The following is a 24,516-nucleotide window of genomic DNA, read 5'->3' on the forward strand; positions in this document are numbered from 1 at the left end:
AGGTCGGAGGCCGCAACGGCCCTCGTCATATGATCGCAAATCCGCGTAAACGGCGCATGACGGGGTCCGTAGGGGCAGCCTGAGCCGTCGCGCGAGGCCCGCGACGGACCTTGATATCCTCCCTTTCTTACCCGACTTTCCGGACATCGACTTTCGTCCCCAGGAGCATTCCGTGAGCAGCGCCCAGACCCCCGGCAAACACGTCTTCGACGCGACCACGGCCGGTTTCGAGAACGACGTCATCAACGCCTCCCTCGACACGCCCATCCTGGTCGACCTCTGGGCCGAATGGTGCGGGCCGTGCAAGACCCTGGGGCCCATCCTCGAGAAGCTCGCCGTCGAATACGGCGGCGCGTTCCGTCTCGCGAAGATCGACGTCGAGGCGGAACAGCAGCTTGCCGCCATGTTCGGCGTACGCAGCATCCCCACCGTCGTCCTCATCAGCGGCGGACAGGTGGTCGACGGTTTCGCGGGCGCCCTGCCCGAAGGCGAGATCCGCAAGTTCCTCGCCAAGCATGGCCTGGAACCTCTCGACGGCGAAGCCGCCGCCGAGGCACCGGCGACCACGGCTGAGACGCCGGAGGAAGCGATCAACCGCATCCAGCAGGCGATCGCCGGCGAGCCCGATCGCGCGGAACTGAAGCTCGATCTCGCACTCGCGCTCATGCGCGCCGGCCAGGTCGAACCCGCGCAGGCGGAACTCGACGCCCTGCCCGCCAACCTCGCCACCGATGCGCGTGCCGTGCGCCTGCGCAGCCAGCTCGAACTGGCCCGCGCGCTCGCCGGCGCGCCGTCGATGGAAGCACTGCGCGCACGCGTGCAGTCCGACGACGCCGACTGGGAGGCGCGCGACCTGCTCGGCGTGCGTCTGCTCATCGAGGGCGAGGTCGCCGCCGGCCTCGACCAGTTCCTGGACATCCTGAAGCGCCAGCGCGACTGGCAGGATGGCCAGGCGAAGAAGCGCATGCTCGCCGCCTTCGCCACGCTCGACGATGCGGAACTGGTGGGAAGCTATCGTCGCAAGATGGCGTCGTTGCTGTTCTGAGCCCGCTTCATCCGCCGGCCGACATGCGCGGCTCCTTCGGAGCGTCCGGTTGCAGGGACGGGAAGAGGAATTCGGCGACGCCTGCCGACGCCTCCGCGTGGCGGGTGCCGAGATGGATCGCGGTTTCGGCCAGGCCATGCAAGACCGAGGCAGGCACGTCGTCCGGCGACGGCGTGCCGTCGTACGGCGGCGCGAAGTAGGTCATGTAATCCCGGCGTGCGTGGCGCGTCTGCAGCCAGTCCAGTCCCGCATGCCGGGCGGGCTCGCCGCTTGCATGACGACGATGCATGTAGCCGACATAGGCCCGCTCGGAAATCGGATCGTTGCGGGGACTCCACAGATGGGGCCTGAACGCTGTCGAGAGCACCCGCTCGGTGAAATCGATCGGCGATTCGCGCGCCTCCGTGCCGTTGGGCAGCAACCGCTTCATCGTCACGCCGGCCGCCTGCCATCGGCGCGCGACCTCGCGGACCCGGGCGGGATAGTCCGCCGCGGTCGCCCTGACGCCGTACATGTCGTCGACGATGACCGTGCCGGCCGGCAGGTCCGCCACGCGCCGGCCCTCCGCGCCGCCGGATGTCGCGAAGCCGAGCGTGCCCGCGTCCACCGGCATGGCCAGGATCAGCACGTGATCCGGCGTCGCACCGAGCAGCACGAGGTGCGTGTCCTCGCGCAACATGCCACGCAGGCGCCGGGCGTTCGCCAGTGCCTTGATATGGCGGTTGCCGAATCCGGCCGCCACGAAGGCACTGATCGGGCTTTCCCCTTCTTGCAGTCTCAGCTGGGTCGCCGGGTCTGGTGCCGGGCCGTGGCGAACGGCGGCAAGGCCGTCGGGCACAGGCAGCACGAGTTGCCTGTCCGCCGCCTGCGCGGCCGGCACGTCAACCTGCCGCGGTGCCGTCGACGGGCGCGCAACGGGTCTTCCCCTTCCGTCGACCCGGGTGGCGAAGATCATCGGCCGACCCGCCGCCGGAGGCTCGAGTACCAGCTCCAGCCCGCCGTCGGCGGCCGTTCGAACGGACGTCAGCGACCGGCGGACGAAGGGCAGCAGGGGTTGCGGGACGCTCCCGGCGATACGTCCGAGGCTTCCGGCATCCGCTTCGACGCCGGCCGGCATGTGGGAAGCCAGCAGCATCATCGCCTTCGCGTACTCCCTGGGGTCGAGGGGAGCGAAACCGTCGCGCAGGTTCGCGTCGGGAAACCACATGCCGTCGAGTTCGGTGACGTAGTAACCGGTGGTCCGGTTTTCGTCGCTCCCCGGCACGAGGATCTCGGCCATGCCGCCCGGACGGTCCGGTCCCGTCTCGACGACCTGCATGCGTCCGTCCAGGTGGCGCAACCGGACGTAGTGGCGGCCCTCCTCGCTCCACCGGTCCACCCGTCGTCCGCCGGCCCGCTGCAACACGACGGCATCCTTGACCAGCAAGCGGTCGAGGGCCGCGGGAAGCAGGGCGCTTTCCTTGTCGACGATCTTCGCAAGAAGGCTGGCGAAGCCCGGCGCGCCGGCGGAGGCGGCGTCCTCGCCAGGCTCTTCGACGTCGCGAAGCCACTGGCGCTGGTCGGCCGTCAAGGCCTCGTGCCGGTCGACCAGGGCGTGGCGCAGACGCGAAATGCGCCGTAGCACCTGCCCTTCCCTCGTCGACCGCAGGGACGGCGTCATCCAGTGCCGATGCATGCGCCGGAGTGCCTGACGGGTGGACGCGGTGTCGATGGCATCGGCCAGTTGGCGGCGGAACGCAGCCTCGCGCAACGCGGGCGTCGGTGCGTCCTGGCTTCCCTGCGGACGCATGTGTTCCGCCACCGCGGCGAAGACCGAAGCGTGCTCGTCGGACGGGCCGCGGCCATCGAGGACGGTATAGCGCCCGTCGCGGCGCTGCAGGCGCAGCGTGTCGGACGGCACGCGGTCGGCGGCGAATTCCGTCCCGTCGGGCAAGACGCCGAAGTGGAAACCCCCGTCCCGGCGATAAAGCGCCAGCGGACGTCCCAGATGCCGGGCGACGATCGGCGCGACGAGACCCACCTCCCTGGCGCTCCACACCGTGGCCCGGGTATCGCGCAGGCGGGTGGGAAGCGTCTCGATGAATCCATGACCGAGGGCAAGGACCAGCAGCGGTTCCATCGCTCCCGCCTCGTGGCCGGAAAGATGCGGCAACGCCATCGTCGCCTCCGCGACGCCTAACTGCGCCAGTACGTGCGCGGCGCGATGCAGCGTGTGCGGGTCCGCGGTGAGATCGCGCCCGACGATCTGGGCGAGGATGCTGCCGGGAAGGTAGTCGCGCTCGCCCGAACCGAGCAGCCAGGTGTCGTTCCCCTGCCTTTCGACGTGCGGCCCGGCGGTGCCGTCGCGCAGCAGGATCCGGTATCCGCCCGTTTCGGCATCGGCGACGACACGCACCGCGCGGAGGCCGTAGCCGCGAAGGATCAGGGGCACATAGCGCGCCTGGTGGTGGATCAGGATGCCGTCGGCCCGCGGCACGGCATCCCTCGGCAGGGGCACCAGGTGGCGGTCCGCCTCGGCGGCGATCCAGAGGGCCGGCGCGCCGTCCCGCCGGCGATACAGCCGGTTCACCAGGTCGTGCGGCCAGCCGGGGGGCCGCGTCGGACCGAGCGGATAGCCCGGCCGGCCATTCACCCTCTGCCATGGAACGAAGGCAGGCCGCGTTCCCTCTTTCGTGGCGGCAGCACCCTCGGCGCCTTCCGCTTTCAGGCCACCGAACACCGCGCCGACGGGAACGCTGGTGATCGCCGTCGTCAGCGTCTGCTCCAGTCCCGCCTTCCTTTCCTCCGCCGTCCGGCCGTTGATGCCCTGGTCGATGCCGGTGGCCGCGCTCGCCAGGCCGGCCACTGCCTGGACCGGGATGGCGAGGGGCGGGACATAGCCCAAGGGACCCAGCAGGGCCACGCTGCGGTTGATCGTTGCTCGCCATGCCTCCCAGGCCGTGCTCGCCCGTATTCGCGCGTCGCGCCGCATGCGCGTTTCCATCTGCACGCCCATGTCCTCGAACACGTCGCCGGCGATGAGCGCATTCGCATGGTCGATCGCGCCGGCGTCGGCCGGCCATCGTCCGCCACCCAGGTGCTCCAGGCCATGTTTCACGCCCGTCCAGAAGATCCCGTCCTGGCCGTCATAGAGGGAAAAGTGCGCAAGCAACCGGTCGAGACTGTCCGGGTTCTCCGCCTGCTGGCGCACCCATTGGCGAAGCTCGCGCTCGCTGTCCTTCGCGACGAAGGACGGATGACCGCCGGGGACGTACATCACTTCGCGGCCATCGTCGGCGACGAAGCGGACGAGGTCCGTGGCCGCGTAGCCATTGATGTCCAGGCGCCTTGCCCTGACCCGCTCGCCGGGAGGCGAGGAACGCAATTGCGCCAGCGCGATCGGGCCGGTGAGGGGAACCTTCGCCGCTCCGCCGCGCATGACCAGGCGGTATTGCGCGTCGTCGAGCAGGCCGGTGTCGCGCGCGTGTCGCGCCTGCTGGACGAACTCGTAGCGCGCCAGCACCGGCCATCCGGCACGGTTCTCCGCCCAGTACCGGTCCAGCTCGTCGTTGAGCTTCCTCACGTAAGGAAGCTCGGCAAAGGCTCCCGGCGCGCCGAATCGTTCGACCAGCAACGACAGGCGTATCGGGCTGGCGTATGCCTCGGCGAACCCGCCGGCACGGTACACACCGAACGCTTCGTCCAGCGACCGCGCGTCTTCGGCCACCGTCTCGACGACATTGCCGCGGGCGAAAAACGTGTTGTACAGGTAGCCCGGTCCCGTCCGGCTCCACAGGAACCTGCCCAACCGGGCGAAGAAATCCTTCGCGTCGCCGCTGTGCGCGAGGCGATCGACCAGCGAGACGATGCCGGGACTCTGGCCGCCTCCCGAGGAAAGAGCGCCGACGGTATCGGAGAGCCCGGCGAAGAAGCTGTGCCGGGAGTGTTCCGGAAACGCTTCCATCAACGCATCCGTCAGTGCGACCGCGCGATCGGGTACACCGCGCGTCCGGTCCGCCGGCGTGGCGAAGTGCGCCACGACGTAATCGTCGCCGTCGATACCCAGGTTTTCCCTGATGAAATCGCGCGAGAGCTTTCGCGGATCGGGGACCGGCGAGGCACTCGCCCTGGCGGAAATTTTCAGGAACGCGTCGATATCCCCTGGCGACGCGAACTGGGGGGCGACCGGCGAGGCGGAAAGATCGATGCCTTCGACGTGATAATAAGTGGCGGCGTCCATGGGCACCGCCATGGCAGGGACAGGGAACAGCGCCGCAACGGCCAGGACCGCGCCGGCGCCGACGAACCGGTGGAGGGAAGGAAGACGATTCATGGGAGGAAGACGGGAGCGCATGCAAAGTCTGCAAACGTAGCCCGCTTCCGCCGATCGGGGTGCCGTCGCATTCCGCGACGGCGAACCCGCAATCACCGAATGTCTTGTCGGCCGAATCTCCCCGCGTGCGCTCCTACGGGGCGCGAGGTTTCTTGCGGCGCACGTAGAGCTGCTTGCGCACCGTCGCCACCAGCTCGCCGGAGGCGGTGCGGATGTCGGTGTCGAACCAGCGCAGGTATTTCTCGCCGTTCGCCGTGCCCGCGCGCAATTCCTCGAGCGTGGCTTCGTCGATGCGGAACTCCGCGTAAACGTCCTCCCTCCCCGGGGCGACGAAGCGGATCTCGCCTGCCTGGTCCCACACGATGTAATCGCTGCCCAGGCTCTTCAGCGTCATGAGCATCCAGAACGGGTCGGTCATGGCGAACAGGCTGCCGCCGAAATGCGTTCGCACGTAATTGCGGTTGTACCAGGTCAGCTTGAGCCGGACCTTGGCGTAACGGTAATCGTCGAAGACGACGACACGGATGCCGGCGAAGAGGAAAGGCGGCCAGGTGTTGAGGATACGCCGCATCGTGCGAGCTTTCATGCCGCGATGCTAGCGACGTGGACGGCGCGAACGATAGCCCCCCGTTTCAAACGCAACCATGGGGCCCATGACCTCTGGCACACGTCCGCGCGGTCAACGGACGCCGACTATCGAAAGTCGACAACCGCCAGGGGCCATGAGCCATGCGCCATCCGCTTCGCCGCGCCACCCTCGCCGCCGCCGTCGCCTCCGCGATGGCCTTTTCCGCCCCTCATGCCACGGCCGCCGATCTTCCCGTCGCCGTCGACCAGCCCTACCCCGGCACGCTCACGCTGCGTGTCGATCTCTCGGATGCGTCGAAACACCTCTACCACGTGCACGAGACCATTCCGGTCAGCGCGGGACACGCGATCCTCTATTACCCGAAGTGGATCCCGGGCGTGCACGCCCCATCCGGTCCGCTGGCCAATGTCGCGGGCTTCATCGTCCGCGCGAACGGCAAGCAGATTCCGTGGCGCCGCGACCTGAAGGAAATGTATGCCTTCCACGTGGATGTACCCGACGGCGTGGACAAGCTGGACCTGGCCTTCGAGTACCTCGCGCCGGCCACGCCCAACTACGTGCCCCTCTCCTTCAATGAAGTGGCCTTCTATCCCGCCGGCCACTACACCAGCCGGATCACCATCCAGCCCACGGTGAAACTGCCCGCGGGCTGGAAGTACGCTTCCGCGCTGGAGACCGCCTCGCAGTCCGGCGACGAAGTGCGCTTCAAGCCGGTGAGCTTCGAGAACCTGGTCGACTCGCCGCTGATGACCGGCAAGTACTTCAACCGCATCGACCTCGCGCCGGGGCAGGACACGCAGGTGCACCTCGACATCACCGGCGACACCGCGGCGGGCGTGAAGCCCACCGACGAGCAGATCGCCAGGCAGCGCTCGCTCGTGGTCCAGGCCAACAGGCTCTTCGGCGCACACCACTACGGACACTATGACTTCCTGCTGGTCACGTCCGACCATACGGGGCACTTCGGCCTGGAACACCACCAGTCCAGCGACGATCGCCTCTACGCCAACTTCTTCACCGATCCCGACGTGAACGTGGCCGCGGGCACGCTGCTTCCGCACGAATACATCCATTCGTGGAACGGCAAGTTCCGCCGTCCGGCGGACCTCTGGACACCGACCTTCACCGAGCCGATGCAGGATGACCTGCTCTGGGTATACGAAGGCCTCACCGACTATTGGGCGGGCGTGCTCACCGCGCGGTCGGGCATCTGGACCACCGCGCAATGGCGCGATTCGCTCGCCGGCATCGCGGCCGACATGTCCGCGCGCACGGGACGCTCGTGGCGCTCGCTGCAGGATACCGCGGACGGCATCCCGCTCTCCGCCCGACGGGGCCATGGCTGGACGAACCTGCGCCGCAGCTCGGATTACTATCCGGAAGGCCAGTTGCTGTGGCTCGACGTCGATACGAAGATGCGCGACCTCTCCGGCGGCAAGCATACGCTGGACGAATTCGCCCGCGCCTTCTACGGCATGGACAACGGCAGCTACACACCGAAGACCTATACCTTCGAGGACGTGGTCTCCACGCTCAACGGCATCCAGCCGTTCGACTGGGCGGCATTCCTGCGCCAGCGCCTGGACTACACCGGCGACACGCTGCCTGAGCACGGCATCGAGGGCGGCGGCTGGAAGCTTGTCTACGACGACAAACCCACCGCCTTCGCCAAGACGGCCGAGAAGGTGCGCAAGACGGTCAATCTCGCCTATTCGCTGGGCATCCAGGTCTCGGACAAGGGCGAAGTCACCGATTCGCAGTGGGACGGCGTCGCGGCGAAGGCGGGACTGGTCCCCGGCGTGACGATCGTGGCGGTGAACGGCAAGGACTATTCGGCGCAGGTGTTGAAGGACGCGGTGACGGCGGCGAAATCCACGAGCACGCCGATCGAGTTCCTCATCAAGGACATCGAGGACTACGCGACCGTGAAGGTCGACTACCACGGCGGCCTGAAGTATCCGCACCTCGTGCGCGGCGAGGGCAAGGACCTCATCGGCGCCATTGCCACGCCGCGAAAATAACCGCGCTCCCGTAGGAGCCGCTATAGCGGCCAGGGGAAACTGGCCTCGCCGCTTCATCGCTTCGTTGGCTTCTCGCCGCCATAGCGGCTCCTACAGGATCCGCACGCTCAACGAGTTTCGCGCGCGGTCTCGAACAGGAACCACACGCGGCGCTCGGCCTGGTCGATCCAGTTCTCGATGAGGCTGGCCGTCGCCACGTCGCCGTATTCGTCGCACACGCCGTGCGTTTCGCGGAGGAAGCCGACGAAGCGCTCGTTGTCGTCGCGCAGTTCCGCGATCATGTCCTGCGGCGTGACGAACTCGGCGTCGTTGTCGGAAAGACGCTGCTGGCGGGCCACGTGCCCGATGGAGCGCAGCGTGGTACCGCCGATCTTGCGCGCGCGCTCGGCGATGTCGTCGGTGATGGCGAAGATTTCCGTGGCCTGCTCGTCAAGCAGGAGGTGCAGGTCGCGGAAGTGCTGACCGGACATGTGCCAGTGGAAATTCTTCGTCTTCAGGTACAGCGCGAAAGTATCCGCAAGCAGTATGCCCAGGGCGCCGGAGATGTCGCGGGTGGCATCGGCGCCAAGGCCGTTCGGCGTCTTCAGCGCGGCCTTCCGCAGGTTCCTGGTGGCTTGGGGGTTCTTCATCGTGATGCGCTCCAGATCGGTTGGGCTCCCGAGGATGCGCCAGACGCATGGCGCAGGATTGGACGAAACACGCTCGCCCATCACGCCAGCGGCAGGCTTACCACCACGCGCAGGCCAGAACCGCCGTTGCCGTCCAGCAGACGGATGCTCGCGCCATGCAGTTCGACCGCGCGTTGCACGATCGACAGCCCCAGGCCATAACCGCTCGCTTGCGTATCCAGGCCGCGCTGGAAGCGGGTGAACATGGCCTCGCGCCGCTCCGGCGGGATGCCCGGGCCGTCGTCGACCACCTCGATCAGCGCCTGCCCTTCCTCGCGGTGGATGGACAGTTCCACATGTCCGCCATCCGGCACGTGGCGGAAGGCGTTTTCCAGCAGGTTGCGCAGCAACGAGGCCAGGGCCACGCCGTAACCGTCGACGACGAGGCCGTCGGAAAGATCGATACCCAACTCGACGCCACCGGTGCCGATCAGGGGCGACAGCTCGTCGACCACGTCCAGCGCCAGCGCGCCCAGGTCCACAGGGCTGCGCGGTCCCGCGGCCACGCCCGCCTCGAGCCGCGCCAGCGCCAGCAACTGCTCGGTGCGCCGGGCGAGCGACACCAGGCACTCCCTGGCGGCCTTCAGCGCCGCCTGGGCCTCGTCGGGCTGCGCGGATGCCATGGCGTCTTCCAGGTTGATCATCGTGGACGCCAGCGGCGTGCGCAGCTCGTGGGCCACGTCGGCGCTGAACCGGCGTTCGCGCTCAAGGGCTTCCTCGAGGCGGTCTATCTGGTCGTTCAGGGCAGCCAGCACCGGCTGCAACTCGGTGGGCGCGTCGTCGAGGCGCACCGGCTCCCGGCTACCCGGCTTGCGCCGCGACAGCACCCGGGCCAGGCCGTCCAACGGCCGCAGGCCACGACGGATCGCCCAGCCGACCAGGAACGCCATCAGGGGCAGTCCCAGCAGCATCGGCAGGCTATGCTCGATCCACAGGGCGCGGGTGATCTCGTTGCGGCTGTCGTAACGCTCGCCGGCACGGATCGTGACTCCGTCGTCCTCCTGGATCAGGGTGAACACGCGCCATTTGTACTTGCCCTTGCGGATGTTCTCGAAGGCACCGTCGGGCGCATGCGTATTCGGCACGTTGGCGAGGTTCTCCGTCGCCAGCAGCAGGGTGCCGTCGCGATCGAAGACCTGGAAACCCACCTCCGATTCGAAGGTACGCCCTTGCACGGTCATTTCCGGCGGATGGTTGGAAACGCTCGGCACCAGCAGGCGCGTTCCGCGTTGCCGGCGCAGCTCGTCCACGCCGATGCGGCCGACCAGCACCTCCAGCGTGCGCGCCGCCTGGGCCAGGCGGCCATCGGACAACTCGTCCACCTCTTCGAGCGTGTGCTTGATGCTCAGCACGCCGAGCGGCAGGAGCACCGCCGCCAGCACCAGCACGATCAACGCGAGCAGGCGCGAGCGCAGGCTGCCGGTAACGGTCACTGCGGCTCCCGCGGCAGCATGTAGCCGAATCCACGCACCGTCTGGATGGCACCGTGGCTGAGCTTGCGCCGCAGCGAATGCACCAGCACCTCCAGCGCGCTGGTGCTCATGACATTGTCGGGACCGTACAGCGACGTCTCCAGCGACTCGCGGCGCACGATGCGCCCTGCCCGCTCCATCAACGCCTGCAACAGCGCGAACTCGCGCCGGGTCAGCTCCACCCGCTCGCCGTGCCAGGTGACTTCGAACGTACCCAGGTCGAGGCTGAGCGCGCCGGCCTCCAGCCGGTTCACGGCCGCGCCGCGCACGCGCCGTGCCAAAGAGCGGATGCGCGCCGCGAGTTCGTCGAGATGGAACGGCTTCACCAGGTAATCGTCCGCGCCGGCATCGAGCACGCTGATGCGCGAATCGACCGCGTCGCGCGCCGACATCACGATCACCGGCGTGGTCACGCGCAGGCGACGCGCTTCGGTCAGCACGTCCATGCCGTCCTTGCCGGGCAGGCCGAGGTCGAGCAGCACCAGGTCCGCGTCGTGGTCGCGCAGGGCCAGGAGGGCCTCGTTGCCGTTGCGGAACCAGCTTATGGTGTAGGCCAGCCGTTCGAGGGCCCGGCGAATGGCTTCGCCGAGCTGGACGTCGTCTTCGACCAGGATGATGTGCAAGGCGGTGGCCTATCGTGCTGCTGGAGGGCGATTATCCTTTCGCCCAGCTTAGCGCGCCCTTAGGAAGGCTAGAAGAACGGCCCCACCGGCCCCCACGGCGGGGCGAAATAACCCCTGCCCTTCAAAGACTGACGAACGTCGGGAGCGTCTCCTTCTGGAAAAACCACATGCCGTAAGCCTCGGCGACATGGCGACCCGTGCCGCGGTTTTCGCCCTCGCCCGGCGCGAGGATTTCGCTGCGCTGGCCCACCCGGTAGGGGCTCTCCGGAACATAGGGCGCCGTCTCGACAATCTGCGTGCGTCCGTCGAGGCGCCGCAATCGTACGTAGTGGCGGCCATCCGATATCCAGTGATCCGAGGCCTGCAAGGCCGCGTCCAGCAAGACCGATTCGTCGGCGACGACCAGGTGGTCGAGCCCATCGGGCAGCAACCCGTCATAGCCCTCCGCCACTCGCCGCAGGAGATCGGTGAGGTACTCGGTGTCGGCCGGCAAGAGCTCGCCCTCCTCGTCGGCGACCTTCGCCATCAGCTCGTCGAACGGCGCGCGAGCGTATGGCTGGCCCGGAGACAATGCACCATGTCGTGCCTGATCCGCCCACTCCAGTTGCTCCAGCTCGCGGGGACTCAGTTCGGTGTACCTGTCGAACACGGCATGGCGAAGACGCGACAGGTCCCCGAGCATTTGCCGCTGCTCGGCGGGAAGTTCCAGCGGCTCGACCCAGCGCTCGACCATGGCGCGTTCGGGGGCGGTGGACCGGGCGTCGAAACGGACGGCCAGCTCCCGTCGGAAGTACCTTTCCGAAGCTCTCAGGCTATAGCCGAGCCGCAGACCCAGCGCCTGGAAGATCGTCCGCCGCGTACGGGACAGGTTCGACCCTCCCAGCCCCATGTCGACGTAGAGTTCGCCCACGCGTCGCAACCTGAGCGCACCGGGGGGCAACCCTGCGGCGCCGCTCTCCGTGCCGTCGGCCTGCACCGCGAACCGGAACTGCCCGTCCTCGCCGAAGAAGGCCAGGGGAAGGTTGACCGTCCGGGCCATTTCCGGCGCCATCAGTTGGATTTCCCGGTCGCTCCACACTTCGATGGTCCGATCGCGCAACCGTCCGGGCAGCGTCTCGATGAGGGCTTGTCCGACCGCCACTTTCAGGACCGGACCCACGCCCGACGCGTGGGAGGCGAGCAGGTCCGCCTCGGAAGACCCCAACTGCTCCAGTATCTCCGCGGTCCGATGAAGGACGTCGGGATGCAGGGTGTAGGACTCGTCCACGTGCTGCGCGACGACGCTGCCCTGAAAATAGTTGTCGTCGGTCAGGGCGAGATCCCAGAATCCGTCGGCATGCCTGACGACACGTGGGCCCGGCACACCGCCCCGGAAGGCGAGCCGGTAACCGGTTCCATCGGGCAGGACGTCCGCCACGCGATGGCCTCGCATGATCACCGTTGTCCTGTCGCCGCGAACGAAGACACCCGAACGCGTTGCCTCCATATGGTTGGGCAGGTAGGTCAAGGTGTGCGAGGACAGGTCGGCGCTCGTCCAGCGGACCAGCTCGCCGCTCGGGCCCACGTATAGACGGATATCCGAGTTACGCGGAATCCCCGGGGCTCTCGTCGGGCTCATGAGGTATCCGACCCGGCCGTTGATCCGTTTCGGTGGAACGAAGAACGGCGGCCGTCGCACCGGCGCCGCCGGGCCCTCTTCTTGACGGGCCTGCCCCTGACGGCCGAGCAGACCGGCCAGCGCCACATGCGTGACGATCGTCATTCCCGCCTGCTCCAGTCCGAGCCTGCGTTCCTGCAACGTCCTGCCGTCGAGGGTCCGTTCCACGCCCGTACCGGTCTGGACAACACCGAGGACCACCTGCACGGGGACGACCAGGGGACGCACGAAACCCAAGGGGGAGAGCAGTGTCGCCGTGCGATCGATCGTGGCCCGCCAGGCCTCCCAGGCGGTACTCGCACGCATGCCGGCGTCGCCACGCATACGCTGCTCCGTCGCGGCCCGCATGTCTTCGAACATGTCCCCGTCGATGACGGCGTTCGCGTGGTCGATGCTGCCGCTATCGGCCTGCCAGCGGCCGCTGCCGAGGTTTTCCAGGCCGTGCCTGACGCCGGTCCAGAACACGCCGTCCTGCGCATCGTGGATCGAGAACCGCGAGAGCAGTCCATCGAGCGCCTGCGGATCCTTCGTCTGCTGCAGTACCCATTGGCGCAGAGCGCGCTCGTCGCCGGCCACCACGAAGGAAGGGGTGTGGCCGGGAAGGTACATCACTTCGCTGCCGTCGACGGCGACGAAGCGGACCAGGTTGGTGGCCGGATAACCGTTGATATCGAAGCGCCTCATGTCGACGTCGCTCCGCTGCGCCGTCTTGCGCAACTGCGCCATGCCGACCGGGCCATCGAGGGGCACATGCGGCGCCCCGCCACGCATGACGAGTTCGTACTGCGCCCGGTTGAGCAGCCCCGCATCGCGCGCCAGCCGCGCGCGAAGGACGAACCGATAGCGGGCCAGCACGGGCCAGTCGGCCTTATTCCGTTGCCAGAAGGCGTCCAGATCGGCATTCAGCCGCTTGACGTAGGGAAGTTCGGCGAACATGCCGGGCGCCTTGAATGCGTCGACGAGCCCCGACAACGTGAAGGTACTTTCGTGCGCCTTGTCGAAGCCGCCGGTCCGATAGATGCCGAAAGCGTCGTCGAGCGCGCGGGCGTCTTCACCGACCGTCTCGACGACGTTTCCTTCGGCGAAAAAGGTGTTGTAGAGATAGCCCGGACCTGTCCGGCTCCACAGGAAGGCGCCGATGTCCCTGAAGACCGCCTTGACGTCGTCGTGCCGCAAGCGCTCGCCCAGGGTCACGATCGTGGGGCTTCCGGCGCCGCCATTGACGATGCCTCCCACCAGATCCGACGAGCCCGCGAAGAAGCCGTGCCGCGCATGGCCCGGAAACGCCTCCATGAGCGCCTCGGTGAGCGACGTCGTGCGATCCGGCCTGCCGTTCCGCCGGTCTTCCGCGGAAGCGAAATGGGCCACGACATGGCCGTCGCCGTCGATGCCAAGGTGCTCGCGGATGAAATCCCTGGCCGCACTGCCGGCATCGGCTGGAGCCAAGGCATCCATCCTGGCCGCGAGTGCCTCGAATGCCTCGGCGTCGCCGTCGGTGGCGAACTGGAGGGCGACCATCCATACCTGCGACGTCTTTCCACTCCCGGCAGCGGCGACTTCGTAGTGCCGGTCATCCGCCGCATCGACGTCCCGGGCACTGGCGGCGACCGGGTCGGCGCCGGTCGCCATGGCCGCGACGATCAGCATGGCGGCGATCGCCGGCGGGAATGCGGGGAAAGCGGTCCTGGTCATCGTATCCATCTCTCGACTGGGCTCATGGGAGCCGACGACGTTAGTCGCCACCCCCGCGCGAACGCAGTCGTTCGACATGGAAGGCCATGCCGGTCGTCGTCCCCGGGCCGTGTCGGACACTGGCGCAAGGACCGCGACCGTGGTTCGGTCCTATGGACGACGGTGCCGATCCGCGACCCGGGTGCCTACAATGCCCGCTTCACCCGACGGACCAATGCCATGCCTGGGATCTTCCCCGCACGCCTCCTCTTCACCCTCGCCGCGCTATCGCCGGTCGTGGTCCATGCCAAGGACACGTGGATCACGCCGGCCGAGGCGTCGTCGTTCCGCACCACGCCGAGCTATGCGGAAACGGTCGCATATCTGCGCCGACTGGCCGATGCCGCGCCGGGTACGCTTCGCATGGAGACCTTCGGGACCACTCCCGAAGGCCGCCCGATGACGGTGATGATCGCGGCGAAGGACGGCGACCTGACACCCGCGAAGGCGCACGCGGCCGGAAAGCCGGTGATCCTGGTCCAGGCGGGCATCCATCCCGGCGAAATCGAAGGCAAGGACGCCGGCCTGATGCTCCTGCGCGACATCGCTGTCACCGGCCGCCTGCCGCACCTGCTCGATCATGCCGTGCTGGTGTATATCCCGGTGTACAGCGTGGACGGCCACGAGAATTCGGGACCGTATTTCCGGATCAACCAGAATGGCCCGGAGAAGATGGGCTTCCGCGGCCAGTCGCAGTACCTCAACCTCAACCGCGACTACGTGAAGGCCGATGCGCCGGAAACGCGCGCGTGGCTGACGCTGTGGAACACCTGGCGGCCTGACCTGCTCGTCGACATCCACACCACCGACGGCGCCGACTACCAGCCGGACCTCACCTGGTACGCGGAAGACCCGCACAAGCTGCCGCCCTCGATCGCCGCCTGGCAGGGGCATGCTTTCGCCGGCGACGCCATTCCCCGGTTCGAGAAAATGGGCCATATCGCTTCGCCGTACCTCGAATTCCGCGACGGTCGCGACATTACCAAGGGGATCGAGAACTTCGGCTCCGGGCCGCGCTTTTCCACCGGTTACGCGGCGATCCGCAACCGCGCGGGGCTGCTGATCGAAACGCACATGCTGAAGCCCTACGCGGTGCGCGTGCGCGGCAGCTACGATGTCGTGCGCAGCGTGCTGGAGACCGTCGACGAGGATCCGGCCGCCCTGCTGAAGGCCTCGAAGGAGGCCGACGCGTGGGCCGCCTCGTTGTCCGCCGGACCGGAGGCTTCCGTTCCCGTCACCTTCAAGAAGGACCCGTCACCGAAGCCGTTCACACTGAAAGGCTTCGCGTTCACTCAAACGAAGAGCGACATCTCGGGCGATATCTGGGTCCGTTACGACACCTCGCAGAAGAAGACCTACGAGATCCAGAGCTGGAACGACCTGTTGCCGGACGTGTCCGCGCCCCTTCCCGCCGCCTGGGCCATTCCGCCGCAGTGGACCGTCGTGATCGACCGCCTCGACGCGCACGGCATTCCGTACACGCGTCTTGCCACCGCCACGCGCGTGAAGGTCGTGCGCGACGAACTCACCCAGCCGACCTGGGCGGACAAGCCCTTCGAGGGGCATCACATGCTCAGGGACGTGGCCATCGCCCCGACGCGGGAAGACATGACCTTGCCGGCCGGCACGGTCATCGTGCGCGCGGACAACACCGACGCCGTGCTTGCGCTCAACCTGCTCGACGCTCGCGCGCCGGACTCCCTGCTGCGCTGGGGTTACCTCGATGCCATCTTCGAGGCAAAGGAATACGGCGAGCCCCGTGTCCTCGAAGCGCTTGCGCGCAAGATGATGGCGGAAGATCCGTCGCTGAAGACCGCGTTCGAGGCGAAGGTGAAGAGCGATCCGGCATTTGCCGCGAATGCGCGTGCACGCCTGATGTTCTTCTTCGAACGCAGCCCCTGGTACACGGCACAGAAGGTGGGAGCGTATCCGGTGGTCCGCCTGAATGCGGCGACACTCCAAACCCTTCCGCCTTCGTTGTAGGAGCCGCCATGGCGGCGAGGGAAACCTCGCGACGGCATCGCATGAGTGCTCTCGCCGCTATAGCGGCTCCTACAGAGTGCGGTCAGCCGCCTGCGCTCACACCACCTCGAACGGCCGCATCATCTCGTTGGCCTCGTGTTCGGCCAGGTGGCAGTGCCAGGCGTAGCGCCCGGGATACCCGTCGAACGTGGCGACGATGCGGGTGACCATACCGGGATGCGCCTGCACCACGTCCTTCCAGCCGCGCTCGTGCGGCGGCGGTTCCTGGGCGGGACCGAGGTAACGGAGGGTCTTCTTTTCCAGGTACTCGTCCACGTCGAAAGGCCGGCGATCGAGGATCTGGAAGCGGACCAGGTGCAGGTGGATGGGATGGGTGTCCTCGGTCAGGTTCACCAGGCGCCACGTTTCCGTGCTGCCGAGCCTCACCTTTTCCGTCACCGGATCGTGCCAGCGCTTGCCGTTGAGCAACATGAGCATGGGCGTCGCCACGCAATCGCTGTACTCGTCCAGGGTCAGCTCGCGCGTCTTCGAGGCGGTCGTCTCGTCCACCCGCGGAAGATCGCGCAACGCGTCCGGCACGCGACTGTCGTCGCGCACCAGGCCCCGGCCGACCGCGAAACGCATCAGCGGCAGCGCGTCGTTCATGAGTTCGGCCGCGCCGCTTCGAAGATCGGCGAAGTCCACCACGATGTCCGCGCGCTCTCCCGGCGCAAGGAAGATCGAGGTCATCGCGGCCGGCGCGGCCAGCAGCCCCTGGTCGGAACCGACGACCTGGAACGCCCGGCCGTCGCGGAAGCGGAGGTGGTAGAAGCGGCCGTTGGCCGCGTTCAGCACGCGCAGGCGATAGCGCCTCGCCTGCACCTCGGCGCGCGGAAGGATCGCGCCGTTGACCAGCGTGAGGTTGCCGAACACCTCGGGTACCCACGGCGACTTCGCGTCGCCGGAATCGGGGTAGTAAAGACGCCCGTCTTCGCGCAAGAGGCGGTCGGCCAGCACCAGCGGCAGTTCCTGGTCGCCGGACGGCAGGCCGAGGGATAGTTCGTGCTCGTCGCGCAACAGGTAAAGGCCGGCCAGCCCCGCATACATGTTGAGCCGGTTTATGCCCATGGCATGGTCGTGGTACCAGAGGGTAGCCGCGTCCTGTGCGTTCGGATAACGATGCCGGCGAGACCCGCCGGGCACGTACCAGTCTTCCGGGTATCCATCGTCCTTGCGGGGCACCTTGGCGCCATGCAGGTGCACGATGGCGCGGACGTCGGGCTTGTCGTCTTCCGCCCCGCAGATCGTATGGTCGATGGGCAGGAAATGCCTCGCCGGCAGGGCATTCTCCCAGACCACCTCGACGGGGCGGCCACGATGCGCTTCGATCGTCGGCCCCGGATAGTGTCCGCCGTACGTCCACAGCTTCGTCGGCGGAAGATCGCGATGCAGCTTCTGGGCGGTCTCCGCCATGCGCACGTGCAAGATTCCGCCCGGCTCCGCGCGCAGGACCGGAGGCAACGGCAACGTGTCCACGAAGGGCGCCAGCTTCGCCGGATCGACGAGCCCCGGCAGGTGCGTCACGTCGCCCATCGCATGCATGCACAGGTCGTTGCCGACCTGTCCGGCCGGTCCCGCTTTCATCGCATGCTTGTCGTGCGCGAAGAGCCGCGGCGGGATCCACCCCGCCGCGGCCATCCACCCTGCCGTCGCCAGGAAGCGGCGGCGATCAACCATGCCCGCCGTTTCCGAACGGCCAGAACGGCCATCCACCGTGCTGCCTGGGTTCGCCGGTGGACTCGTCCAGGATCAGCTTGCGGTCGAACAGGCGCGGCAGGAAGAAGTCGAACATGGGGTCCAGGCGTCCCGCCTGCGCATCGCTGGAACCGCCGCCGATGCGCTTGCCGTCGAGCCAGTTGTCCTCGATGAAGCGCGTGATCGAGCTCTGGTCGGTCACCGTGTGGTCCACCATGTTCTCGCGCGCCCACGGCGACACCACGAGCAGCGGCAGGCGCGGTCCGAAGCCGCAGCGTCCCTGCGCGGGCGTCTTGCCGTCGAGGCCGGGCAAGGTGCCGTGGCCCTTGCACACGCCGTCGCCGTCGAGTGCGTCGGTGGCGCCCCGCGAGCCGTTGACGTGCGGCGGCTCCTGGTGGTCGTACCAGCCGTCGGAGTCGTCGTAGGCGATCACCACCGCGGTATCCCGCCATTCGCCGGTCTGCTGCAGCGCGTTGATCACGTGCACCACGAACGCCTGCTCGTCCAACGGATCGGAATAGCCGGCATGACCGTCCTGGTAGGCCGGCGCCTTGAGGAAACTCACCGCCGGCAAGTTGCCGGCGTCGAGGGCATCGTAGAAGTCCTCGATGTCGTACTGGTGGTTGGCCGCGTCGCCGCTGTGGCCGATGGCCGCCACGGAGGCCGGACGGGCATGGGTCGGGTTCGCCGTGGACGGGTAGTACTGGAACGGCTCGTGGTGCGGGCTGTAGTCGTTGGAGGTGCTGTGGGTGACGTTCGACAATGTGCGCCGCGTGCAGCCGCTGCTGCCGTCGGGGTTCGTCCGGCTGACGTCGAAACCGCCCTGGAACCAGCCCCAGGTGATGCCGCGGTCGTTCAGCAGGTCGCCGATGTTGCGGCCGCCCATGCTGACCTGGCTCGCCGTCGGCGACGAGCAGATGTCGCCGATGGGATCGGGGTCGCCGATCATCGTGAGGCCGCCGTTGCCGTCGTCCGTGGTGGCGCCCGTGCCGTTGAGGGTGGCGGACACGCCGGCCGTCTGACCGGAGACGAGGTTGATCGCGCCCGGCGACGAAGGACCGAAGGTCGTGTTGTAGCTGTTGTCGCTCATCGCGAAGTTCTGCGCGTAGTTCCAGAGTGCGGTGACGGTGTTGCCGTCGTAGTAGCCCATCACCTGGCCCTTGCCTTCCTGCGAGGCGTCGCCGCCGGGAAGCGCTTCGCCACGGCCGGTGTACTTCGGGAACAGGTCCATCTTCCCGCCGTCGAAGGCGCGCTGTTCGGAGGTGTAGCCGTGGTCCTGGTCGGCCGTGGCGGCCTGCGTGCGGGCGAGGCGGAACGGATTGATCGCGCCGTCGGCGTTGTCGGCATTGCGCGCGTTGGGATTCTTCGTAAGCAGGCGACGGTCGAGTCCGTTCACCGGCGGGGTGAACGGCCGGGCGTAGAACACCGGGTCGCCCTTCGGATTCGCGGCATAGGGGTAGGTACCGAAGTAGTGGTCGAAGGACACGTTCTCCTGGAAGATCACCACCAGGTGCTTGATCGGGGTGGCGGTGCGCGGCGCGCCGTGGCCGCCATGGCCGAAGCCGAGCACCCCGGCCGCGTCGGCGGCAGGGACCTGGCCGGCCTGCCCGGCGGCGACGATCGAGGCGGCGGAGAGTGTAAGCACGCAGGCGATGCCCGCGGCCAGTAGCTTGCGCATGACGGATGCTCCTCGTAATGGGATCGGTGGCTTGCCCTGGGCCGCATCCCCTGCATGCGGTGGTTCGAGGCTAGATAGCCGTCATGACAGCCGCGGGACAGTCGTCGCGAGTTATTGCGAAATGTCGCCAACCATGACTTTCGTCACAGTCGCCCCCTGTACGGCGGCCCCAGCCGCTATGCTCGGACCCCTGCGGCGCCGGGGGCGTCGTCAGTCACCACGTAACGAGGGACACCCATGACCAAGCAGTATCTGAAGCCGCTCGCGCTGGCGCTCTCCGTGGCGCTGGCCGGCACGGCGTGCAGCAAGCACAACGACGACGCGGCAGCGCCGGGGGGCAGCCAGCCGTCGTCGACGTCCACCGCGGCGCCCGCCGCCGCCGGCAGCACCGCCGCGGCCACGCCCGCCGGCCCGACGTTCAACATCGCCGAACTCGACACCGGCATCGACGCTTGCGCCGATTTCAACGGTTTCGTCAACGCGAAGTGGGTGGCCGCCAACCCGATTCCCGAAGACCGTACCCGCTGGGGCGCCTTCGACCAGCTGGCCGAGAACAGCCTGAACACGCAGCACGATATCGTCGACGCGATGGACAAGGGCGCGGCCAATGCCAAGGCCGGGTCGATCGAGCAGAAGATCGGCCTGCTCTATCGCTCGGGCATGAACGAGGACGCCATCGAAAAGGCGGGCATCGAGCCGCTGAAGCCGGAACTGGCGAAGATCGACGCGCTGAAGAGCTCGCAGGACATCGCCGATTTCCTCGATGCCAGCTTCAACGAAGGCGACGGCTACGTCTTCGGCTTCGGCTCGGGCGCGGACTTCCAGAACGCGAAGATGCAGATCGCCTACGCGCAGCAGGATGGCCTGGGCCTGCCGACCAAGGATTACTACACCGATCCGAAGCAGGCCGATAACCGCAAGGCCTACCTCGCGTACATCGCCAAGACCCTGACCCTCGCCGGCGTGCCCGAGGCCGATGCGAAGAAGCAGGCCGATGACGTGATGAAGTTCGAGACCCGGCTCGCCGCCGCCTCGCTCGCACCGGTGGAACTGCGCGTGCCGGAGAACCAGTACCACTTCGTCTCCGTGAACGACGCGGACAAGCTGACCCCGCACTTCAACTGGGAGAAGTTCTTCGCCGCCCAAGGCGTGAAGGTCGACAAGGGCTTCTCGCTGTCGCAGCCGAAGTTCTTCAAGGAATTCGACAAGATGCTGGCGTCCACGCCGGTGTCCACCTGGCAGGCCTACCTGCGTTTCCACGCCATCGACAGCGCCTCGCCGTACCTGTCCAAGCCGTTCCAGGACAACAAGTTCGACTTCTACAACAAGACCCTCGCCGGCCAGCCGCAGCAGAAGCCGCGCTGGAAGCGCGTGCTCGGCACGGTCAACAGCTCGATGGGCGAGGCCCTCGGCCAGCTCTACGTCGCCAAGGTGTTCAAGCCGGAAGCGAAGCAACGCGCCAACGAACTGGTCGACAACGTGCGCAACGCCCTCAAGACGCGCATCGAGAACCTCGACTGGATGAGCGACGAGACCAAGCAGAAGGCGATCCAGAAGTGGAACACCTTCCTGCCGAAGATCGGCTACCCGGACAAGTGGCGCGACTGGTCGGGCCTGGACATCGACGGCGAGAACTACTTCGCCAACGTCGAGGCCGCCAGCAAGTTCAACTACCACTACGACATCGCGAAGATCGGCAAGCCGACCGATCGCCTCGAATGGGGCATGACGCCGCAGACGGTCAACGCCTATTACAACCCGACCGACAACACGATCAACTTCCCGGCCGCCATCCTGCAGCCGCCGTTCTTCGACGCCAACGGCGACGACGCCATCAACTACGGCGGTATCGGCGCGGTGATCGGCCATGAGGCCAGCCATGGCTTCGACGACGAGGGCAGCCAGTTCGACGGCGACGGCAACAACAAGAACTGGTGGACCAAGGAAGACCGCGCCAAGTTCGACGAACGCGCCGGCAAGCTGGTGAAGCAGTTCGACGAGTACGCGCCGATCAAGGACCACCCGGACCTGCACGTCAACGGCAAGCTCACCCTGGGCGAGAACATTGCCGATCTGGGTGGCCTCAACGTGGCCTACGACGCGCTGCAGGAAGCGCTCAAGAAGAACCCGCAGGAAGCCAACGCGAAGATCGACGGTTACACCCAGGACCAGCGCTTCTTCCTCAACTGGGCCCGCGTGTGGCGCGGCAACGTCCGCGAGAAGCAGGCGATGCTGTACCTCAACGTCGACCCGCACGCACCGGCCTCGCTGCGCGCCATCGGCGCGCCGTCGAACATGGAAGCCTTCGCCACGGCGTTCCAGTGCAAGCCGGACGCGAAGATGGTCCGTGCGACCGACAAGCAGGTGAAGATCTGGTAAGCGCGACACGCCATCGCTGAAGCGATGGACCCAAGGCGCCGCACGCGAGTGCGGCGCCTTTTTCATGAGGGTCGCTCGTTCGCAGCGTGGCGTGGGAGAGAACATCGCCGGAGCGACGACGTCGATCTCGGAATTCGCTTGCAAGGATCTCAGGGCTCGTCCAATGATCGGCCGACTCACGCTCTCCTAGTCTGGATGTGCCGTCGCACCACTCCCGCGACGGCATCCCCTAACGAAACAAGGAGAATCCCCATGGGATACATGACCCGCGCCTTCGCTCACCTGCCCGGCGAGAACGAGCAGGAAGACGCCGCGACCGTCGTCGCCCGTCTGGCACCGACCGAGCTCGACGAGATCGCCGAGGATTGACGGCAGTGGAACGGGGCCGATGGCCCCGTTCCTTCATGGAGGAGCACATGATTCCATTCGAACGCGAATTCCCATTAGCCGCCGCCCGCGCACGCATCGAGGCCGCCCTCGCCGACCACGGGCTGCGCTGGCGCGCGACGGTCCACGGCGAAGCCCTGCATGCCACCCTGGTCGAACTGTTCGATGCGGAAGGCAGGCCCTTGTGCACGGGCGTGGGGAAGGGCGATGCGGAAACAGCGCTCGTCGGCGGGTTGTTCGAAGCCTTCGAACATCATCTCGCGCTGCACGATGCATGCTCCGCGCACCATGTGCTGACGCCGGCGGCACGGGTTCCCCAGGGACTGGGCAAGGCGATCGACGCCCTGCTCGCCGAGCAGCCGGAAAGCTCGATGGCCTGCCGCGTCTATGCCGACTTCTTCCATGGCGGCGCGGCGCTGTATCCGCTCGCCCTCGCCCGCCCCACCTATATCGACGATCCCGCCCCCGGCGACGACTTCGACTATGCGAGCCTTCGCCGTTATGCCTGCAACAGCGGCACGGCTATCGGGTCCACGCCCACGGAGGCGAGCCTGCACGCGATGAACGAAGCCATCGAACGCGACGACGTTTCCCATTTTCTGCGCGCGCATTTCCACGACCGCGACGACGAGGCACTGCGCGTGGTCGACCGGCGGACCGTCGAGCGCGACATCGAGCGGCTCTGGTCGCTGGCAGAGCGCGAACTGGGTCAGGATGCCATCCTGCTCGACATTTCCTCGCACAAGTCCGCGCACACCTTCCTGGCCTTCGCCCCCACCTGTCCCCACCCCGTGCACGTCTACGGAAGCGGCAGCTCCGCGCGGGCATCGCATGGCATGCGCCGCGCCCTGAGCGAACTGGTGCAGATGCATGTCATGGCGCAGGTCGCGCCGGCCGTGGCGAACGACCTGATCCGCGCGGAGTTACGCCTCCGTCCGTGGCCGCGACTGCACCGGGCCTGCGTCGCCGACCTTCCCGCGCGATTCGACGCGGCACGGCGGCAGCATGTAACGCCACGGAACACCGCCTCCGCCGGCAGCGTCGCCGCGCAGCTGTCGCAAGGCATGCGCGGGCTGCGTGACGAGGGTTATTCGCCACTCGTCCACACGATCCACTGCCGCCATGGCGATATCGCGTTGTGCCAGGTCCTCGTGCCCGGCTTCGAGCATTACCATATCGTCGGACACGGCAACCTCGTGGTTCCCTCCTTCCCGATCCGACGTGCCAGCCATGCGCGATACGCCTGACTGGCTCCGCGACGAGCGGCAATGGCGCGACCGCATGCGCGACGCACGCGGCGACGCGCCACGGCGGTACCGGCTCGTCGAGCGATCGTCCGAGGCGCGACAGCCCTACTTCCTGCTGCGGCATCGCGATAGGCAGTGGCTGGGACGCAGGTCGGTCATGGACTCGCCCGCCGGCCCCTCGTTGTCGAACCGCATCCATGCAACGCACCTGCTTGGCGACCGACTCGACATGTCGTTGTGCAGCGAGATGCTCCTCTTCGATTTCACCCTGCGCACGGCCACGGAGGCCGAGGGGTTCCTGCGCGAGGCTTCCGGCGATCCTTCGAGCGATCTCGTCTTTCCCTTCCCTCCGCTCGACGCCGGCGGCCGCGAAGCGGTCTGTCCACCGGCGTTCTGGGCGCGCCTCGCCTCGCGGCCGGCGCGCCTCGCCGAGGACGAGCTACATATGCGCTCCCTGTGTGCGGATACCCTGGCGCGGTGGCTGCGTCCCGGCGCGGTGGTGCGCGACCCGGCATGTTCCACCGGTGATTTCGTCGCCGCGATGGCCGCGAGCTGCCCCCTCTTGCGCTTCGAAGGCAGCGATATCTCGGCGAGCATGATCGACACCGCAAGGACACGGCACGCCGGCAGCGCGGTGGCCTTCGAGGTGGCCGACGCCACCGGAACAGGAATGGCATCGTGCGACGGCCTCATCGTGCGCTTCCTCAATGCCGAGGTCGTCACTCGCGCGCAGGCCTTGGCGATCTTCGACCGCCTCGTGGTTACCGTGCGTCCCGGCGGCATCGTCATACTCTTCGGACACACCCCCCTGCTCGTCCCGGTTCGCGGGCAGGCAGCCATGCACGGCCTGCGCGTCGTCCAGTGCAGCGCGGCGCTCCCGGAGGGCCCGGCGCTCGTCCAGTATTACGTGCTGGAGGTTCCCGACATGGGCAGGAGACCACCTTCCTCCAGAGGTCGGGATGCGCACGTACTCTGCCGAAAGGCATAGTG

General features: G+C 67.4%; 14 protein-coding genes. 6 read left to right on the top strand and 8 right to left on the bottom strand.

Annotation, left to right across the window (positions count from 1 at the left end; genetic code table 11):
* The first annotated feature begins 172 nt into the window (after positions 1–172).
* Complete coding sequence (gene trxA, locus HBF32_RS08955; RefSeq protein WP_166699314.1) at positions 173–1,045, top strand: thioredoxin; 873 nt, start codon at positions 173–175, stop codon at positions 1,043–1,045.
* A gap of 7 nt (positions 1,046–1,052) precedes the next feature.
* Here the strand turns inward: trxA and HBF32_RS08960 are convergent, their stop codons facing one another.
* Both HBF32_RS08960 and HBF32_RS08965 read right to left on the bottom strand, forming a co-directional pair.
* Positions 1,053–5,357: a dermonecrotic toxin domain-containing protein gene (locus HBF32_RS08960; protein ID WP_166699315.1), complete on the bottom strand. Its 4,305-nt coding sequence runs from the start codon at positions 5,355–5,357 to the stop codon at positions 1,053–1,055.
* Positions 5,358–5,490: 133 nt separating this feature from the next.
* Positions 5,491–5,943 (bottom strand): DUF4442 domain-containing protein, encoded by a 453-nt coding sequence (locus tag HBF32_RS08965; protein ID WP_166699316.1) that lies wholly within the window; start codon positions 5,941–5,943, stop codon positions 5,491–5,493.
* 143 nt (positions 5,944–6,086) lie between these two features.
* Between HBF32_RS08965 and HBF32_RS08970 the strand changes: the two genes are divergently transcribed.
* Entirely contained in the window at positions 6,087–7,967 is a 1,881-nt protein-coding gene (locus HBF32_RS08970; RefSeq protein WP_166699317.1) for a M61 family metallopeptidase, read from the top strand.
* A 107-nt stretch (positions 7,968–8,074) separates the two neighbouring features.
* Here the strand turns inward: HBF32_RS08970 and HBF32_RS08975 are convergent, their stop codons facing one another.
* The 4 genes from HBF32_RS08975 to HBF32_RS08990 form a co-directional block, all read right to left on the bottom strand.
* A complete protein-coding gene (locus HBF32_RS08975; protein ID WP_166699318.1) occupies positions 8,075–8,596 on the bottom strand; it encodes a Dps family protein in 522 nt (173 codons plus the stop codon).
* A gap of 80 nt (positions 8,597–8,676) precedes the next feature.
* Positions 8,677–10,068 carry an ATP-binding protein gene (locus tag HBF32_RS08980; RefSeq protein ID WP_166699319.1) on the bottom strand — a complete coding sequence of 464 codons (1,392 nt, stop codon included), beginning with the start codon at positions 10,066–10,068 and terminating at the stop codon, positions 8,677–8,679.
* Positions 10,065–10,730 carry a response regulator gene (locus HBF32_RS08985; RefSeq protein WP_166699320.1) on the bottom strand — a complete coding sequence of 222 codons (666 nt, stop codon included), beginning with the start codon at positions 10,728–10,730 and terminating at the stop codon, positions 10,065–10,067. The genes HBF32_RS08980 and HBF32_RS08985 overlap by 4 nt, the downstream gene beginning before the upstream one ends.
* Positions 10,731–10,851: 121 nt before the next feature.
* On the bottom strand, positions 10,852–14,079 hold the full coding sequence (locus HBF32_RS08990; RefSeq protein ID WP_166699321.1) for a dermonecrotic toxin domain-containing protein: 3,228 nt from the start codon (positions 14,077–14,079) through the stop codon (positions 10,852–10,854).
* A gap of 219 nt (positions 14,080–14,298) precedes the next feature.
* Between HBF32_RS08990 and HBF32_RS08995 the strand changes: the two genes are divergently transcribed.
* On the top strand, positions 14,299–16,101 hold the full coding sequence (locus HBF32_RS08995) for a M14 family metallopeptidase (RefSeq protein ID WP_166699322.1): 1,803 nt from the start codon (positions 14,299–14,301) through the stop codon (positions 16,099–16,101).
* Between the two features lie 96 nt (positions 16,102–16,197).
* Here HBF32_RS08995 and HBF32_RS09000 read toward each other — a convergent pair whose 3' ends face one another.
* Both HBF32_RS09000 and HBF32_RS09005 read right to left on the bottom strand, forming a co-directional pair.
* Positions 16,198–17,817: a multicopper oxidase family protein gene (locus HBF32_RS09000; RefSeq protein WP_166699323.1), complete on the bottom strand. Its 1,620-nt coding sequence runs from the start codon at positions 17,815–17,817 to the stop codon at positions 16,198–16,200.
* Positions 17,810–19,513 carry a phospholipase C gene (locus HBF32_RS09005; RefSeq protein ID WP_166699324.1) on the bottom strand — a complete coding sequence of 568 codons (1,704 nt, stop codon included), beginning with the start codon at positions 19,511–19,513 and terminating at the stop codon, positions 17,810–17,812. Before HBF32_RS09005 ends, HBF32_RS09000 begins: the two co-directional genes overlap by 8 nt.
* 237 nt (positions 19,514–19,750) lie before the next feature.
* Between HBF32_RS09005 and HBF32_RS09010 the strand changes: the two genes are divergently transcribed.
* From HBF32_RS09010 to HBF32_RS09020, 3 genes are all read left to right on the top strand, one after another.
* On the top strand, positions 19,751–21,892 hold the full coding sequence (locus HBF32_RS09010; protein WP_166699325.1) for a M13 family metallopeptidase: 2,142 nt from the start codon (positions 19,751–19,753) through the stop codon (positions 21,890–21,892).
* Between the two features lie 416 nt (positions 21,893–22,308).
* Positions 22,309–23,526, top strand: a complete 1,218-nt coding sequence (locus tag HBF32_RS09015; RefSeq protein ID WP_166699326.1) for a YcaO-like family protein — start codon at positions 22,309–22,311, stop codon at positions 23,524–23,526.
* On the top strand, positions 23,510–24,514 hold the full coding sequence (locus tag HBF32_RS09020; RefSeq protein ID WP_166699327.1) for a methyltransferase domain-containing protein: 1,005 nt from the start codon (positions 23,510–23,512) through the stop codon (positions 24,512–24,514). The genes HBF32_RS09015 and HBF32_RS09020 overlap by 17 nt, the downstream gene beginning before the upstream one ends.
* Positions 24,515–24,516 lie beyond the last annotated feature (2 nt).

Source organism: Luteibacter yeojuensis, assembly GCF_011742875.1.
GTDB lineage: Bacteria > Pseudomonadota > Gammaproteobacteria > Xanthomonadales > Rhodanobacteraceae > Luteibacter > Luteibacter yeojuensis.

Bases quoted from the DNA above. Each gene is read 5' to 3' on its own strand.
- HBF32_RS09010 (WP_166699325.1), top strand. From the start codon at position 19,751: ATGACCAAGCAGTATCTGAAGCCGCTCGCGCTGGCGCTCTCCGTGGCG.
- HBF32_RS08970 (WP_166699317.1), top strand. From the start codon at position 6,087: ATGCGCCATCCGCTTCGCCGCGCCACCCTCGCCGCCGCCGTCGCCTCC.
- HBF32_RS08995 (WP_166699322.1), top strand. From the start codon at position 14,299: ATGCCTGGGATCTTCCCCGCACGCCTCCTCTTCACCCTCGCCGCGCTA.
- HBF32_RS09020 (WP_166699327.1), top strand. From the start codon at position 23,510: ATGCGCGATACGCCTGACTGGCTCCGCGACGAGCGGCAATGGCGCGAC.
- HBF32_RS09000 (WP_166699323.1), bottom strand. From the start codon at position 17,817: ATGGTTGATCGCCGCCGCTTCCTGGCGACGGCAGGGTGGATGGCCGCG.
- HBF32_RS08960 (WP_166699315.1), bottom strand. From the start codon at position 5,357: ATGAATCGTCTTCCTTCCCTCCACCGGTTCGTCGGCGCCGGCGCGGTC.
- HBF32_RS08990 (WP_166699321.1), bottom strand. From the start codon at position 14,079: ATGACCAGGACCGCTTTCCCCGCATTCCCGCCGGCGATCGCCGCCATG.
- HBF32_RS08975 (WP_166699318.1), bottom strand. From the start codon at position 8,596: ATGAAGAACCCCCAAGCCACCAGGAACCTGCGGAAGGCCGCGCTGAAG.
- HBF32_RS08965 (WP_166699316.1), bottom strand. From the start codon at position 5,943: ATGAAAGCTCGCACGATGCGGCGTATCCTCAACACCTGGCCGCCTTTC.
- HBF32_RS09005 (WP_166699324.1), bottom strand. From the start codon at position 19,513: ATGCGCAAGCTACTGGCCGCGGGCATCGCCTGCGTGCTTACACTCTCC.
- HBF32_RS09015 (WP_166699326.1), top strand. From the start codon at position 22,309: ATGATTCCATTCGAACGCGAATTCCCATTAGCCGCCGCCCGCGCACGC.